We start from the raw sequence: 14,508 nt of genomic DNA on the forward strand, positions 1-14,508 counted from the left end.
ATTTAACGATGCGTCTTAGCATAACATAATGATAGGAGAGGCCGGTATCTTGTCACCGCCACAGGATTGAGAGGAACAAAGTGATCATCTTATTTATAGCCAGCATGATGCTGGGCACGGTGGCGGGCCTGTTTGCGGGCTTGTTCGGTATCGGCGGTGGTCTGATCATGGTACCGGTGCTCGCAATGCTGTTCGCCATGCAAGGGTTTGCCGCGGAGAATGTGATGATCATGGCTGTCGCGACCTCACTGGCGACTATCATTCTGACCGCAGTGGCGTCGGTCATCGCCCATCACAGGCTCGGTGCGGTACTCTGGGGCAAGGTCTTGAGACTTGCGCCCGGTATCATGGTCGGTTCGGCGCTCGGTGCGGTGATCGCCGACCGGATTTCGGGCGAGGTATTGCGTTATATCTTTATCGTCTACCTGTTATATGCGGCGCTGCAATTAGCGCTGCAAAGAAAGCCGAGTACTGGTCGGAAACCTTCATCGAGGTTTCTGGACCACACTGCCGGGTTGGTGATCGGCGGCATGTCCGCGATCATCGGCATTGGTGGGGGTACGCTTACCGTACCTTATCTGGTGTATTTTCAGATACCGATCCGCAATGCGGTCGCCGTGTCCAGCGCCTGCGGCCTGCCGATTGCGGTTGCCGGAGCCGCCAGTTATATCTTATTGGGCTGGCAGTCGCCGCTGTTGCCCGAATGGAGTTTGGGTTATATTTATCTGCCTTCATTTATCGGTATCGTATTGACCAGTGTGATCACCGCGCCAATCGGCGCGAAGCTGGCCAGCAGTATCCCGGCGCAAAAACTGAAACGTTATTTCTCGTTATTGCTGCTAGTCGTAGCGGCGAAAATGATATGGTTTTAAGCAGCTTCGACAGGCGCTGATTTGACTTAACTTGGTTTGCAACTTGCGGATATTGAATGAATAAGAATTGGCTCGAATGGATAAGATTGACCCCACGTCTCTGGTTTTTGCTCGGTTTTCTGGGCTGCGTTTTTCTACTATCGATGGGCGCTTACTTCCAATTGGTCTACGGACTGGAACCCTGCCCATTATGCATTTCTCAGCGCATCGCGATTTTACTGACCGGCATAGTATTTCTGATTGCCGGACTGCATAATCCCGGCACCGTCGGCGTCAAAATCTACGCGATAGTGGGCACGGTGGCTGCATTGGGCGGCGGCGCGATTTCGACGCGCCATGTCTGGCTACAGCATCTGCCGCCCGAGGAGGTGCCGGAATGCGGTCCCGGACTCAGCTATATCTTCAACAACTTTCCCTTGACCGAGACGCTGAAACTGATGTTAAGCGGCACTGGCGACTGCGCGAAAGTCGATTGGACTTTTATGGGCCTGAGCATGCCGGGCTGGACATTGATTGCATTTTTGCTACTGGCGACGTTGAGTTTGTTGCAATTTTGGAATGCCAAGCAGCATTGACCGAAATTCTTGCGGAATTGCCATGAAGGGCTGAGTTATCAATAACTTCCCGAAAGCCCCATTCCGCGTACCTTTTTGTGCTAACCCATCCGTACCATGTTGGATAGGGTACGCGATACCCTCTGGGGCATGAATGCGTGCCTTTCAGCTTGACTAGCACCGGTGTGTAATTGTTAACCTCATCCTAAATTAAGGGCGGGTACGTCCTTTCGGCAATTCCTGCCGAGATGATCGCATTATTTTAGGGCAAAGCCGTACCGCGGAAACTCTGGAGTCAGGCAAAGTGAACTCGTTTGCCTGAACTCAAATGATGCGGAATGACCCGTTTTACCGCACCGATCTGCAATCATGGCGCATTTTGTTCCGGGTCTTGACAAGTTATGCACCGATTTGATTCGGCCTTTCGGCAAAGCGTTTTATCGATGGATTCCTTCAAAAATCGGCGTAACGCTTTTTTCTTTTTGTGCAAGTAATTGAAAATAAATTAAAAAATAGCAAGATCACTTTATGGTCAAATTAACAAAACTGCAATAAAAACCGCGATTAAGAGCAGTTAAAAAGTATTTGTCCACAGACTTATCCACAGCTTTTGTGGGTAACTCCAAGTAATCCCCGAGATAGAGCAACTTAGCGGTCATTGTTAATGCTTACTGATATTTTATGACAGAGTTGCCGCAAGACAATCTGCCCGTCCTTCGGGTGGCCCTCGATGTGCCGCTGTATCGTTTGTTCGATTATGAAGCGCCGGAGGCAATTTCGCCGGGGACGCTCAAGCCTGGAATGCGCTTATTGGCGCCGTTCGGAAAGACCCAAAAAATCGCGTATCTGGTCAGCGTGGAAGCGACCACCGAACTGAGTCGGAAGCAATTAAAACCCGTTGTGCGCGTTCTCGATCCAGAACCGTTGTTATCGCCGGACGATTTGCGCCTTTTGCATTGGGCCTCCCGTTACTATCATCATCCCTTGGGCGAAGTGTTCGCCGCGGCATTTCCTGCCGGACTTCGGCAGGGCAAGGCCGCGGTGCTCGAAAGACCGATACGCTACGTTCTGACCGCACAAGGCAAGGCAATCGATCCAGCCCACTTGCAAAGAGCGCCGAAACAAAAACAACTGCTGGAAGCGTTGCAGAACAGTCCGAGCGGCTTGAGCGAAGAGGAACTGTCGGTGGCGGTCGAAAATTGGCGGCCCTCGCTGAAGAAGTTGACGGCGAAGGATTTGCTGAAGATCGATGAGGGTGTCATCATGCCGGATGACGCAATGCCGTTGGTCAAGGGGAATCCGATCGAATGCAATCCCGAGCAGGCCGCGGCGGTTCATGATGTCTGTGACGAACTTGGCCGCTTCGGTGTGTTCCTGCTCGAAGGTGTGACTGGCAGCGGTAAGACCGAAGTGTATATGCAGATCATCCAGCAGGTGTTGGCAAGCGGCGAACAGGTGCTGGTGCTGCTGCCCGAAATCACGCTGACGCCACAACTCGAAAATCGCTTCCGGCAGCGTTTTGCGGTGAATATCGCGGTGTCGCATTCGAAGTTGACCGATGCTCAGCGCCAGACCGCCTGGCTGTCGATGCAGCAAGGCACCTGTTCAATTCTGCTCGGCACCCGTTCGGCGCTGTTTACGCCGTTGCCGAGGCCGGGTCTGATCATTCTGGACGAGGAGCATGACACCTCGTTCAAACAGCAGGAAGGTTTCCGCTTTTCCGCGCGCGATGTCGCAGTGGTGCGAGGCAAGTTATTAAACATTCCGGTATTGCTCGGCTCCGCGACGCCGTCGCTGGAGAGTCTTTATAACGCACAAAGCGGACGCTACCGTCTGTTGCAATTGCCCAACCGCGCAGGCAATGCCTCGGCGCCTCGAGTCCGCTTGCTCGACATCCGCAACAAGGCCCTGCATGAAGGCATCTCCGCCGCGTTACTCGCGGAAATCCGCCAAACCCTGGACAAGAACGAGCAGGTGCTGTTGTTCCTGAACCGGCGCGGCTTCGCGCCGACGTTGATTTGCCACGACTGCGGCTGGGTCGCGCGCTGCGTGCATTGCGATGCGAATCTGGTGATCCATTTTCGCGAACAAAAGCTGCGCTGCCATCACTGCGCCAGTGAAAAGCCCCTGGTGAAGTCGTGTCCCTCTTGTACGGGCAGTACCTTGACGCCGTTGGGACTCGGCACCGAGCGTGTCGAAAAAGTTCTGCCCGAACTGTTTCCGGGTAAAAACATCATTCGGCTCGACCGCGACACGACGCAGCGCAAAGGTGCGCTCGAAAACTATCTTCAGCAGATCAACGAAGGCCATGCGGATATCATCCTGGGTACGCAAATGCTCGCGAAAGGCCATCATTTTCCGAATGTGACGCTGGTTGCGATTCTCGACACCGACAGTGGTCTGTATAGCATCGATTTTCATGCCGCCGAAAAACTCGCACAGATGATCGTACAGGTGGTGGGGCGCGCCGGGCGGGCGGATAAGCTCGGCACGGTGATCCTGCAAACCCGCCATCCCGAGCATCCGCTGTTGACGACATTGATCCGCGAAGGCTACAACGGCTTCGCCAGACAAGCGCTGGACGAGCGCAAGGCGGCGGTGTTGCCGCCGTTCAGCTATCAGGCTTTGCTTCGGGTTCAGGCGATGGATCCTTTCAAGCCCAAGGCGTTTTTGGAGGAAGTTAAAAAACTGGCCGCCGTGATGCAACGAGGGGAGACGCAAGTCCTGGGCCCCGTTGCCGCGCCGATGGCGAAACGCGCCGGTTTGTACCGCTATCAGTTATTGTTGCAGGATACTAACCGGCAGGCGCTGCAGCAATTGCTAGATAGCTTGACGCCGGCAATCGATAGCATCAAAAAGGAAAAAAATCTGCGCTGGTCGCTTGATGTCGACCCTGTGGATTTGTATTGAAGTGATCTTTCCTTACAGACAAATTCCGCAAAGCTGCCCACCGTCTCCTCCGAGAGTCGCAAGGAGCGGTGGGAAGGGCAGTGTCCATTGCACCGCGTTGCGCGGTTTGACCCGCAGCCAGGGCGCGGGGAAAGGCCGGTCCTGGTCGTTGTGCGGGTAAGCACTTTGCCTTCATGCACCACACTGTGGGTCGCCCGTCGATGCGCAGCTGGAACTCGGCGCCTTCGATCAGACCGTTCACACGAAGCGTGTCGACCGCCAAAAATGCAGGGGCGGCTGAAGGATTTGCACGCGCCGGAAATCCACTCCGGGAGAGCGTTGTTCCGGATGGAAAACCACGTCGATGAGGCGCATAGTCGTATTCCGGTCGAGGCGGAGAACCGCATCGTTGATCAGCACGACGGCCGCGCGGCTTTTTTTACCGACATGAAGCAGATCGATTTGACAAAGAACGAATCCGAGAAGGGTTGAAAGCCAATTTAGGGCTTTCAGTGTGGCCCTATCCCGAATGCAAGCTTGTTAAAAACAAGCTTCGATGAATATTAGGCATATTCCATGCCAGAGACGTACCTATTTACGAAAATGAAGAAATTGCAAGGCATTTTAAGTAGGCTTCAAGGATCATCGCGGTTTTTTGCACTGATATGGTGAAAATCGACCCGATATTGCACTATTTTGGTTAGGTGCCGCGATCCTGCAAGGTTTCGACGTCGGCGATAGTTTTGGACCGATCGCTTGAATTCACAGATAAATCCAATGCGGAGAATTGCCCTGCCTCTTTGGAATGGGATTTGCTTTCCAACTCCTTGAAGCATACAACAAAGAGGGCTCTGACATGTCAACGACGATGCTGGGTGAGCGCTTCCGAGCGCTGTGGACGAGTTGCCTACCGACAGCCGCGGCGCGGACAGGGCGTCCTGTCGAGCCGATTTTTGAATATTTGTTCAGCCGGTATACCGCTGCTGGCAGTTGTCATCGTAACTGGGCAAATTTGGTGCATTGCCTTGCCGAGTTTGATCGTACGGCCAACCAAATGGATTACCCGGAAGCGGTCGAATTGGCGCTATGGTTTCATGATGCCGTCTATATGCCGGGCGCAAGAGACAACGAAAAACGAAGCGCCGATTTGTTTGGCCAATGGGGCGCCGATTGTTTTTCCACGGCCTTCGTCAAGAAGGTGCGCGCCCTGATTCTGATTACCCGGCACACACAACCGCCCAGGGAAGGTGATGAGTCCTATATCGTAGATATCGATCTTTCGAGTTTGGCATTGAACCAGGATGACTGTCTTCTGGATGAGCTGTATATACGCAAGGAACTGCCGCATATTTTGGATGCAGTCTATTATCGGGCCCAGGCTCAATTTTTAAGCGAGCTGCTCGCCAGGCCACATATCTATTACACCTATTTTTTTCATCAGCGCTATGAAGAAGCCGCGCGGCGCAATATTGAGCGTCTTTTGGCTACGGAAAACTATTCTCAGATGTTGTACGAGTATCCATGACGAAGGGGGTGTGAAGAACAAATGCAGAAAGGAGAATGTGGGGTAGCCTTTTCATTTTACGGCAGTATTTACCTGTTGTTTTCTCGTTTGGATTCCCAATCTTTTTCGACAAGTCTCTATGTACGAGGATCTTCCTATCATCAGATGCCCCGCTAGCGACTATAGTCCGAGACTGGGTCATGAGATGCCTTGCCGTTCGCTGAAAATTTTGGAAGCGGAGCAAGGCTAAGGGAAGATTTTTAGTCCCCGATAGCCGTAGCGCCGGGCGGGTTTGCAAAGCGAAGCGGAGCAAACCCGCAAGGCATCGCGACACGGGGTAAAGTCATTGCGAAGCAAGACGAATCGGGGCGCCGAAGGCAATAGCTGCCGCGTAATTTTTGCCGCTTGCTTGGGCTCGGATGCCCAAAACAAGCTTTCGTAAAAATAGCGGTACTATCATCCGATCGGTCCTATACCATTAAAACGGGTAAACAAATGCCGCCAAATGGCGAAATCCATATTTGGAGAAGTGAAGTTATGCGGGGAACGTTATTTCTGGTCAAACATAAACAAGCCGGCCTCCAACAGTGGCCTATGTTGTCATTCAATCATTTAGTGACTGCACTGAAGTATCTGCTCCCATGGCAACAATTCATGGTGAACAGAGATTAGATAAATGGAAGGGAAAAAGCTAGATAAATCGAAATAAAACGAAACGAAAAGAAACAAAACGGAACAAAAAATAAAAATAATTTGCACAGAGTGAAAGCAAAAAATCAATTCGTTGGATCACCACCTCCGAGTGTTTTTATATCCACAAACGTATCGCGATATTTGATTTCATCGAGATAATGAGGATCGTTTAAACGGGCTTCTTGGGCCGCCATACCGGCCTTGTCGCCTCGTAACTGATAAAGCTCCCACAGGTAAAGGATACGATTGTCTTGAGTGGTCGGGCCATTTGACAGAAAGTCCTCGCGAGACTCGTAACTGTAGAGCTGATGCATTTCCTCATCAGTCGCGAAATGTGGCGGATCAAAGATACTCTCAATCATAACGACGGTTTTCCAAACGGTGGAGTGTTTCGACTATCAATACTTTCTTGCTTGGATAGGCGTCAGAAAGTACAGTCGCAATGTCTTGTATCATAGAATTCCAAGTAGCTTTTTGGTCGATCAGTTGCAAAGAGGTCAATATCGGTGCATGCAGAGCAAGAGTCACCGGATTCATCGCGCCAATCTCGACCAACAAATTCTTAAAAGTGCCCGCACTTTTAGTATAACTCAGACCGCCGGTTCGGATGGCCAGCAAATGCAGAGCCTCAATTCCCAGCATGTTCAACAATTCCGGGTAAGTTTGCCGGGCAATGGTTTGACGAAGGCTCTCCGCGATCACTCGCTGCTCGATAGGCATCGAATCCAGCATTTGATGCGCCTGTCGATTATGCCCCATCTCATGCCATATCGACTCCAACGCATATTCTTCCGAAAAATCCAAGGGCTTACCGTCTTGGGATTTCCGCAAAGCAGCCAGGGTTAAACTCAAGCCGGATCGTCCGCCTGCCGCCGGAATTTCCGCAGTCGATAGTACAAAATAACCACGGGAATCGGTCATCGCAAAGACATTGTCCACATTCGCCGCAACCACCTGGCTTACTCCATGCGGGAGCCACTCGGGTTTAATTGCCACGATGTCGCTCAAGATCGCTTTGACATCCTGCAAGGTGCGCATTGACCGCATCTGTAAATCAATGCGTTCCCCTTCATGCTCCGACCTGGCCAACTGTTGGCGTAATGCGTTGCTGATACCATCGCCTAAGGTTTCCGACTTGGCAATAGCATTCGCACGCAATGCAGTAACGCTAGCTCCCGGCGCATAATCCCAGCCATAATCGACGCCCTGCGGCACGCGGTGCACCTCGCCGTGCCTATCGACGAACTCATACATGCCATCGTCAGGCGCTCTGTCGCCCTTGTACTGATCCGCCCTCACCGCCGTCACCCGGCAACGACACCCCCAGCCGTTTGGCGGAAAATGCGTTTGCCACCACGGATCATCATGCTTCAATACCAGGCCATTCCAGCTCAAATGCAAGGGTCGCGGGTGCAGCACCGTATCATTATGAATATACTTCCAATAGGGTCTATTTTTCAGCATCGACGGGCTGGTCAACTGCGCATAGCGGCCGGCAGCATAACTGGCCGACATATTGGTTCTATAAATGATCCGCGTACGCCAATCACGGCCGTCCTTCGTGCCTTCCCCAGTCCATCCCGTCCACCCGTTTTTTGCTACGATCGCATCAAACTCCTTACGAAACCAGCCGATCGACTTGCCCTCGGCAATAGACCGGTCGACCGCTTGACGTAGATCGTTCAGCAGATCGGCCTTGGCCGCGCCGGCGACCACGAACGCGCGATCGTGCGCACTTTTGATGATATCGTCGTAATGCTCGGTAGGCATGTTAATTTTTTGCCGAAAAAACGCGACCTGCTCGGCAAATGGCAGCCTAAAAATGCCTGTAATCGGCATCAGGACGGCTCGGTCAGAACGGAGACAACAAACGCTACGGGCACGATCAGCCCCAACGTATATGCGCCATCATCGTAGACAATTAACCTGCATGTATAGCGCCCGGCAGCGATGGCGGGCGAGGCCGCCCCCAATTTAATTTCCACATGACCGGCGTTCGTCTTATCGAACATGGCCGGCGTTGCCTGACTATCGAATAATGTTGATCCAACATAAATTGCAAGCCGGGTAATCTTCGTATGGTCGATTACAGCATTGTTGTTTGTCAGCGCGATCTTTACTGAATTTGACCGCCCAGGGTAAATAGGAAATTCAAGATACACGGCGCATCCCCCATACGATGTTCGCGGATATTAATCCCGGTTTAGTTATTTCGGGCAGATAACTCAGGCCGATCGATCCCGAGGCGATATCGGCGGTTTCCACGATCGCGCCCGATCCCGATACAAGAACCGTTCCGGCTCCGGCCGCGATATCTGCATTTTCGGCAATCGCGCCCGTGCCATAAGTTAAAACGGTCGCCGCTCCCGTCGCCGTATCCGCGTTTTCGACAATCGCGCCGGTTCCGGATATTCCGCTGACAACAGTCCCGGAGCCTGTCGCCGTATCAGCAGCTTCTGTGATTGCGCCTGAGCCTGATACCGTTGCGGCTCCGGTTCCCGATGCCGCGTCCATATCCTCCACAAGCGATCCGGCCCCGGATATTATTACAGCTCCTGTTCCGGCCGCTGTATCCGCGCTTTCCGTAATCGCGCCGGAGCCCGATATTCCATTGGCAACGGTTCCGGCGCCCGACGCGGTGTCGGCATCTTCCGTAATTGCTCCGGAGCCAGATACTTTTACTGCGCCAGTTCCTGTCGCGGTGTCGACATTCTCGGCGAGCGATCCGGAGCCTGATACTTTTACAGCCCCCGCTCCGGACGCTGTGTCGGCATCCTCGGTAATCGTGCCTGATCCTGATATTTTTACAACGCCGGTTCCGGATGCGGAGTCGGCATCTTCGGTAAGCGCTCCGCTGCCGGATATTCCGCCGGCAATAGTTCCGGTCCCCGAGACTGTATCCGCGTCTTCGACAATCGCGCCGGAACCCGATATTTTTATTGACCCGGCGCCCGATGCCGCGTCCGAATCTTCGGTAATCGACCCTGATCCCGATATTTTTACTGCTCCGGTTCCCGCTATCGTGTCCGCATTTTCGGTAATCGCGCTGGAACCCGATACTTTTACTATTCCCGTGCCTGACGCCGCGTCGGCATCCTCGGTAATCGCGCCCGATCCCGATATTTTTACGGCCCCGGTTCCCGCTGCCGTGTCCGCAGACTCGGCAATCGCGCCGAAACCCGATACATTTACAGACCCGGCGCCTGATGCCGTATCTGAAGACTCGGTAATCGCGCCCGATCCCGATATTATCGCGACGCCGGTTCCGGATGCGGTGTCCGCATCTTCAGTAATCGCCCCCGATCCCGTTACTCCGCCGGATGCCGCCGCCTTAACTTCAACCGCTACCCAGGCGATCGTGGCGCCCGTGTCGCTTTCGCCGATCGTGAACGCAGCGGCATCCGGCCGTGGTTGCGTGGTCGGATGAATAATTGCCGCAGTAAACGCACCCGCGATGTCATACACATCAGCAAGCGTGCAATTAGCAGCCGCCGCGAATGTATTCGTCTGATTCCAATCGGCGGCAATCATCCATAATGCACTACCTGGTGCGGTTGGCGTGATCGCTTGAGTGGTATCGCCATTGGTATCGATGCCACCGAATCTATTTCCCGACGGACATGGATTTGATGTATCGGCGCCGGTATGCTTGATAACCGCAAGTAACGAATTATTCGCGAAAGTTCCCGTCTTCGCTATGGTGACTGTGATATTACCCGCCGAAGCAACAACACCAAACCATCCTGCAGACTTACATTCATTATTTGTATTTGTCGTAGCGATATTCGTCCACGCAATCGCCGCGCCGGTATTCGATATGCTTAACGTGCCCGCGTTATCGTTACTTTCATTGCTGAACAGAACGAGAATAACATCATTTACAGCGGCAGAAATCGATCCAGAGGTGACATTTTGCGTCGTTCCGTGGGCAAAATTAGCGACATAAGTAATCGCCACTAAATCACTCCATAATCAACAGAAAAGCCGATAATGCACGACGTGAACAGGGACACATGGCCGCGAAGCCACATGCCTTTGTGCGCGGCCGGTAATTGATACTCGAAGGATATGGTTGGAGTTGCTGAGATAAGCAGTCCGTTTTTGTCTATCGAGCCGATCGGGTTCTGAATCACCCAGGAATACATGGCGATCTGCACCCATGCGGCTTGGTCAGCGCTGATCTCATACGCAATATCACCGATAATCTCGGTGTAAGCAGTGTCAGGTATTTCGATATTCACCCGCAAGCTATCTGCATTTTCGGGAATGACATAGTTATTGCTGGTGATATCCAGCGCCGGGTTATTAGCCGGCAAATCATGCTGATAGGCGGGCACTGAAAAGAGATTATTCCAGATCATTACGCGATTTCAACCAGTCATAATTTTGCAGATCAAACCCTTTTTCGCTAAGTCTGCCCTGGTGGTGCGCAGACTTTAGGTTGGCATTGCTTTTTGGATTATGATTGAAGTTCGTCCGGGTTTTAGATTTCCAAAATGCGTATAGCGGCGTAGACCGGATAAACCGATCTATGTCGCTATTCGATTCAAAATCGTCCACAACAAAGACGACGCCAAAAAATTATCAGTTGCCTGCGGTAAGCGAGAAAGAATTCATCGTCGCGCTTTGCCCGCTGTTAATGCTGGTATTATCGAGAGTAATATTGCCGCCCCCCCCAGTTGCCGTAACCGTCAGTCCGGTAACAATATCGGTGCCAGCGGTTGCCGTTCTGATGCGCGCTTCGGCCGCCGTGCACGTCGCCGATGCTGTCGCGGTTTTCGGAAATCCCGACAATGTCAGCACGCCACCCGACGCGGCGGCCGCCGCCGGGTTATTCAGTGCGAAAGAGACACAGACAGAGCCCATGCCGGTTGGTCCGATTTCCAGCACGCCGGTCGTGCCGATGGCCGTGGTTACCGCGCCCAACTGGCTATTTTTGACCGCCGTAGTGTACGACCAGGCGAATGCATTGGCCGTAAACAACAGCAGGGATACGATAAAAGTTGTTTTTAAAATACTCATGGGTTTCATTGGATTACTCCGTGGGTTAAAAGATTAATTGCCTAATTCAATATCGAAACGCCCGGCCAGATCGGCTGCGGCGAATGCCATTGCCATCACGTTGGTCATGTCGCTGCTGTCCAGATCGCCGTAAGCATTCAGCAGCATATCGCGCAGCTGCTCAAGCGACGTTGCGGCATCCACCATCGCCATGATCTTATCCATCCAGTCGCGGCCGGGCTTGGCAGTATCCTGCGCCAGCCTGTCTGCCATCAGTTCCGGTGGTGTCGGTTGATCCTGATTTTCGGAAAACTGGGCCGCCCTCCCAGAGTTATCCATCTGGGAGGGCAAACGGTTGTCCGGAGCTAATGCCGGCTCTCTCGGAGGGGTATTAGGATCGGCTTCTGGTTTTGCTTCGAATTCGCCGTCGTATGTGTCCGCGATATACTTCAATGTGGGCTTGTAGCCCATATCGAAAATAATCTTGTCGCGCTCGGCCCGCGACTTCAAATCCTCGGCTTCTTCCACTTCTCGCCAAACCTTGGGAAGGGCCGCGCCGGGGAAATTCCAGTCGATTAGCCATTTGACGATCGACAAGTTGAACGATGAGCAGATCAGATCCGCATCGGCCTTAATCAAATCGCCGCGAACTTCAGAAGCCATGTCTTCGCCGCCCAGACGGCCCGGTGTCGAATCGGACGAGCCTGTATGGCCGAGCACCACTTTGCTGATCGCCGCGTTCATCCGGTCGTATAGCGCGGTGTAATCGGCCGATCCGGAGCGCGCTGCTTCCAATAGCTCAATCTGCATCGTGTCGGGGATGCGGATACCGCTATCCACTTGCACCGCATATAGCGCCTGCAACAAACGCGATTTCTCGTCGGCGCTGGCCGAAGTGGGGTATTTGCCAACTGCCGTCGGCATGCCGAACTTTTCTAGAAAAATCAGCCAAAATTTAATGCCGTTGCGTTTGAAAAACGTCGGCCAATACAACCAATGCGCCAGGCCCAGCCCATACGGATCGTCGTCATCGTCGGCGCCGGTCGAAAATGCCCAAAACTTGCGCACCGGCAGTTCTTTGCCCTGCGGCGCTTTCGAGGTCAATAGCCTCAGCGAGCCGTCCGGCGCAAAGCCGAATCGGCGCTGTTTCTTCACCTTTACATCGGCCAGCGCAATGAATTGTCCGTCCCGCGCCCACAGGCACTCGGCCACGGCATATCCCCAGAAAAGGCCGGATAGCATCTTTTCGGTAAGCCGATCGAAGGGAATGTTATTCAGCTGCTCTGTAATGAAGTTGGCTGCAGCCTTGTCGGCGCGCTTGGTACCGCCGGCCATGACCGCCCACTCTTTGCTCGACAACGCCAGTTTCCGCTGCTGCAATACAGTGGCGACCTGGTCGTCGCGGCGCACTTCGTCATAGACGCGCAGATCCACGCCGCGCAACTGCTGAATGCTATCCACCGGCGGCAACAGTTGCAGGCCGTCGACGAAACCCCGCGTAATATCGCGGCCATCGGCCGTGGTGGCCACTTCCTCGAAAATAGGCTTGGCCGCCGGCGCTTCGGCGAAACTGGCCGGAATCAACACGCCGTTTTGCACCTTATAACTCATACATACCCTGCAAAATCGTTGAGTCCGGATACCCGGTCGCCATCGTCATGGATAGAAACCGAGTCGTGCAGCACGCGGCGCTTACCGGTGGATTCGAACTCTATCAATGCCGGCGTATTGGAACCCGCATGAATCGCCAAAAAGCAGGCCCACGCCCGGTCGGCGTGGCCTGCGGCATCGCTATCGGCGACAAACCGGGGTGATCCCGTCGCCGAGACTTCTTTTTTCAGCTTATGCAAATCATTTCTAAGTTCGGAGACTCCCGCGGGGATGCGTAGCCGCCTGTCTTCGAACATCTCTTTGCCTGTTGTTGCCAATAAGAGCTTATTCGGGCCGGTAAACAGCACGCCCTCGACGCGGCTTGTGCCATAACGTCGCCGAGCATCTTCAACCGGCTTTTCGCCCATGCCGGTCTGATCCATGCAAACGCGTAAAACACGGTATCGCATAAATACATCAGCCAGAAGTGCATCTTGATCAGCAAAGCTAATACGCCGCTTTGCAATAATTTCACGTGTCCAGAAAACATCACCAATCACCTCAACTATCCAGATTACAAACAAATCGTTCCGAGCCGCAATATCGACGCCCACGAAACACGGGCCGCCGGCGTAATGCTCCGGAATGCCGGCATGATCATGTTCGACGCTATTGATCAACTCAAACGACAACCAGGCCGAAGCCTCATCGAGCCATTTCAGCTCGAATTCCTGCGCCCACGCATCCTCATCGTTCAAAGCCTGGCGCATTTCCTCCACATCGCGCGGCAAACCGTCCGCCACCGCCTGATAAATATCGACGGTATGGCGCGACCAGGCGCTGTCTTCGCTGGTGCAGAGGTCATAAAACTTGTTGCCCTTGCCGTTGGGCGTACTGGTCACGCGCAGCTTGAATCCGGCCGAAATAACCGGAAACAGCGCGGTCCAGATCTTGCGGCTGTCGGCATGGAAGGCGAACTCGTCCAGGAAGACGTTCGCCGAGAAGCCGCGCGCGGTGTCCGGATTGGCCGGCAGCGCGGTGATCTTGTTCAACTTGCTGAGGACCACCTGCAGCGCCTTGCGCTTGAGGCCCGAGTCCTCGTCGTACCAGTCGATTTCCTCCACCCCATAGCTCGATGCGGCGCGGCCGTAGGCTTCCAGGTGGCGGAATACGCCTTCTTCCATCGCCTCCCGCGCCTGGCGTTCTCCCCGCGACAGGATCACCCAGGGCGAACGGCGCCCGGCGGCCTCGGCTTGCAGGGCGTCGTCGACCAGTTCCAGGGTGGTGGTAAAGGTCTTGCCGGTTTGCCGGGCGAAGCGGCCCAGCTTGAAACGGGCTTTATCCTTCAGCCAGGTCTTTTGGTAGAGGTAGAGGTCGAGGGCGGTCACGGCTTAATAGCTCTAAT

Annotated in this window: 13 protein-coding genes; 5 read left to right on the forward strand and 8 right to left on the reverse strand. The window is 53.7% G+C overall.

Annotation, left to right across the window (positions count from 1 at the left end; genetic code table 11):
- Positions 1 to 80 precede the first annotated feature (80 nt).
- From U2W12_RS16175 to U2W12_RS16195, 5 genes are all read left to right on the forward strand, one after another.
- On the forward strand, positions 81 to 872 hold the full coding sequence (locus U2W12_RS16175) for a sulfite exporter TauE/SafE family protein (protein WP_326501728.1): 792 nt from the start codon (positions 81 to 83) through the stop codon (positions 870 to 872).
- A gap of 56 nt (positions 873 to 928) precedes the next feature.
- Positions 929 to 1,447, forward strand: a complete 519-nt coding sequence (locus tag U2W12_RS16180; RefSeq protein ID WP_326501729.1) for a disulfide bond formation protein B — start codon at positions 929 to 931, stop codon at positions 1,445 to 1,447.
- A 660-nt stretch (positions 1,448 to 2,107) separates the two neighbouring features.
- Positions 2,108 to 4,336: a primosomal protein N' gene (locus U2W12_RS16185; RefSeq protein ID WP_326501730.1), complete on the forward strand. Its 2,229-nt coding sequence runs from the start codon at positions 2,108 to 2,110 to the stop codon at positions 4,334 to 4,336.
- Positions 4,337 to 4,600: 264 nt separating this feature from the next.
- A complete protein-coding gene (locus U2W12_RS16190; protein WP_326501731.1) occupies positions 4,601 to 4,807 on the forward strand; it encodes a hypothetical protein in 207 nt (68 codons plus the stop codon).
- A gap of 313 nt (positions 4,808 to 5,120) precedes the next feature.
- On the forward strand, positions 5,121 to 5,840 hold the full coding sequence (locus U2W12_RS16195) for a hypothetical protein (protein WP_326501732.1): 720 nt from the start codon (positions 5,121 to 5,123) through the stop codon (positions 5,838 to 5,840).
- A 755-nt stretch (positions 5,841 to 6,595) separates the two neighbouring features.
- Here U2W12_RS16195 and U2W12_RS16200 read toward each other — a convergent pair.
- From U2W12_RS16200 to U2W12_RS16235, 8 genes are all read right to left on the reverse strand, one after another.
- The gene (locus tag U2W12_RS16200) at positions 6,596 to 6,874 is read right to left on the reverse strand and encodes a hypothetical protein (RefSeq protein ID WP_326501733.1); all 279 of its coding nucleotides are present in this window, start codon (positions 6,872 to 6,874) and stop codon (positions 6,596 to 6,598) included.
- Positions 6,867 to 8,351: a phage minor head protein gene (locus U2W12_RS16205; RefSeq protein WP_326501734.1), complete on the reverse strand. Its 1,485-nt coding sequence runs from the start codon at positions 8,349 to 8,351 to the stop codon at positions 6,867 to 6,869. The genes U2W12_RS16200 and U2W12_RS16205 overlap by 8 nt, the downstream gene beginning before the upstream one ends.
- Positions 8,351 to 8,674: a hypothetical protein gene (locus tag U2W12_RS16210; protein ID WP_326501735.1), complete on the reverse strand. Its 324-nt coding sequence runs from the start codon at positions 8,672 to 8,674 to the stop codon at positions 8,351 to 8,353. The genes U2W12_RS16205 and U2W12_RS16210 overlap by 1 nt, the downstream gene beginning before the upstream one ends.
- Complete coding sequence (locus U2W12_RS16215; protein ID WP_326501736.1) at positions 8,664 to 10,043, reverse strand: hypothetical protein; 1,380 nt, start codon at positions 10,041 to 10,043, stop codon at positions 8,664 to 8,666. Before U2W12_RS16215 ends, U2W12_RS16210 begins: the two co-directional genes overlap by 11 nt.
- Before the next feature lie 425 nt (positions 10,044 to 10,468).
- Positions 10,469 to 10,873 (reverse strand): hypothetical protein, encoded by a 405-nt coding sequence (locus tag U2W12_RS16220; RefSeq protein ID WP_326501737.1) that lies wholly within the window; start codon positions 10,871 to 10,873, stop codon positions 10,469 to 10,471.
- 223 nt (positions 10,874 to 11,096) lie between these two features.
- Positions 11,097 to 11,543, reverse strand: a complete 447-nt coding sequence (locus tag U2W12_RS16225) for a hypothetical protein (RefSeq protein ID WP_326501738.1) — start codon at positions 11,541 to 11,543, stop codon at positions 11,097 to 11,099.
- 24 nt (positions 11,544 to 11,567) lie between these two features.
- Positions 11,568 to 13,124: a DUF935 family protein gene (locus U2W12_RS16230; protein WP_326501739.1), complete on the reverse strand. Its 1,557-nt coding sequence runs from the start codon at positions 13,122 to 13,124 to the stop codon at positions 11,568 to 11,570.
- Positions 13,121 to 14,491, reverse strand: a complete 1,371-nt coding sequence (locus U2W12_RS16235; RefSeq protein WP_326501740.1) for a terminase family protein — start codon at positions 14,489 to 14,491, stop codon at positions 13,121 to 13,123. Before U2W12_RS16235 ends, U2W12_RS16230 begins: the two co-directional genes overlap by 4 nt.
- Positions 14,492 to 14,508: the final 17 nt, after the last annotated feature.

This window comes from Methylomicrobium sp. Wu6 (assembly GCF_035916875.1).
In the GTDB taxonomy this organism is placed as follows: domain Bacteria; phylum Pseudomonadota; class Gammaproteobacteria; order Methylococcales; family Methylomonadaceae; genus Methylomicrobium.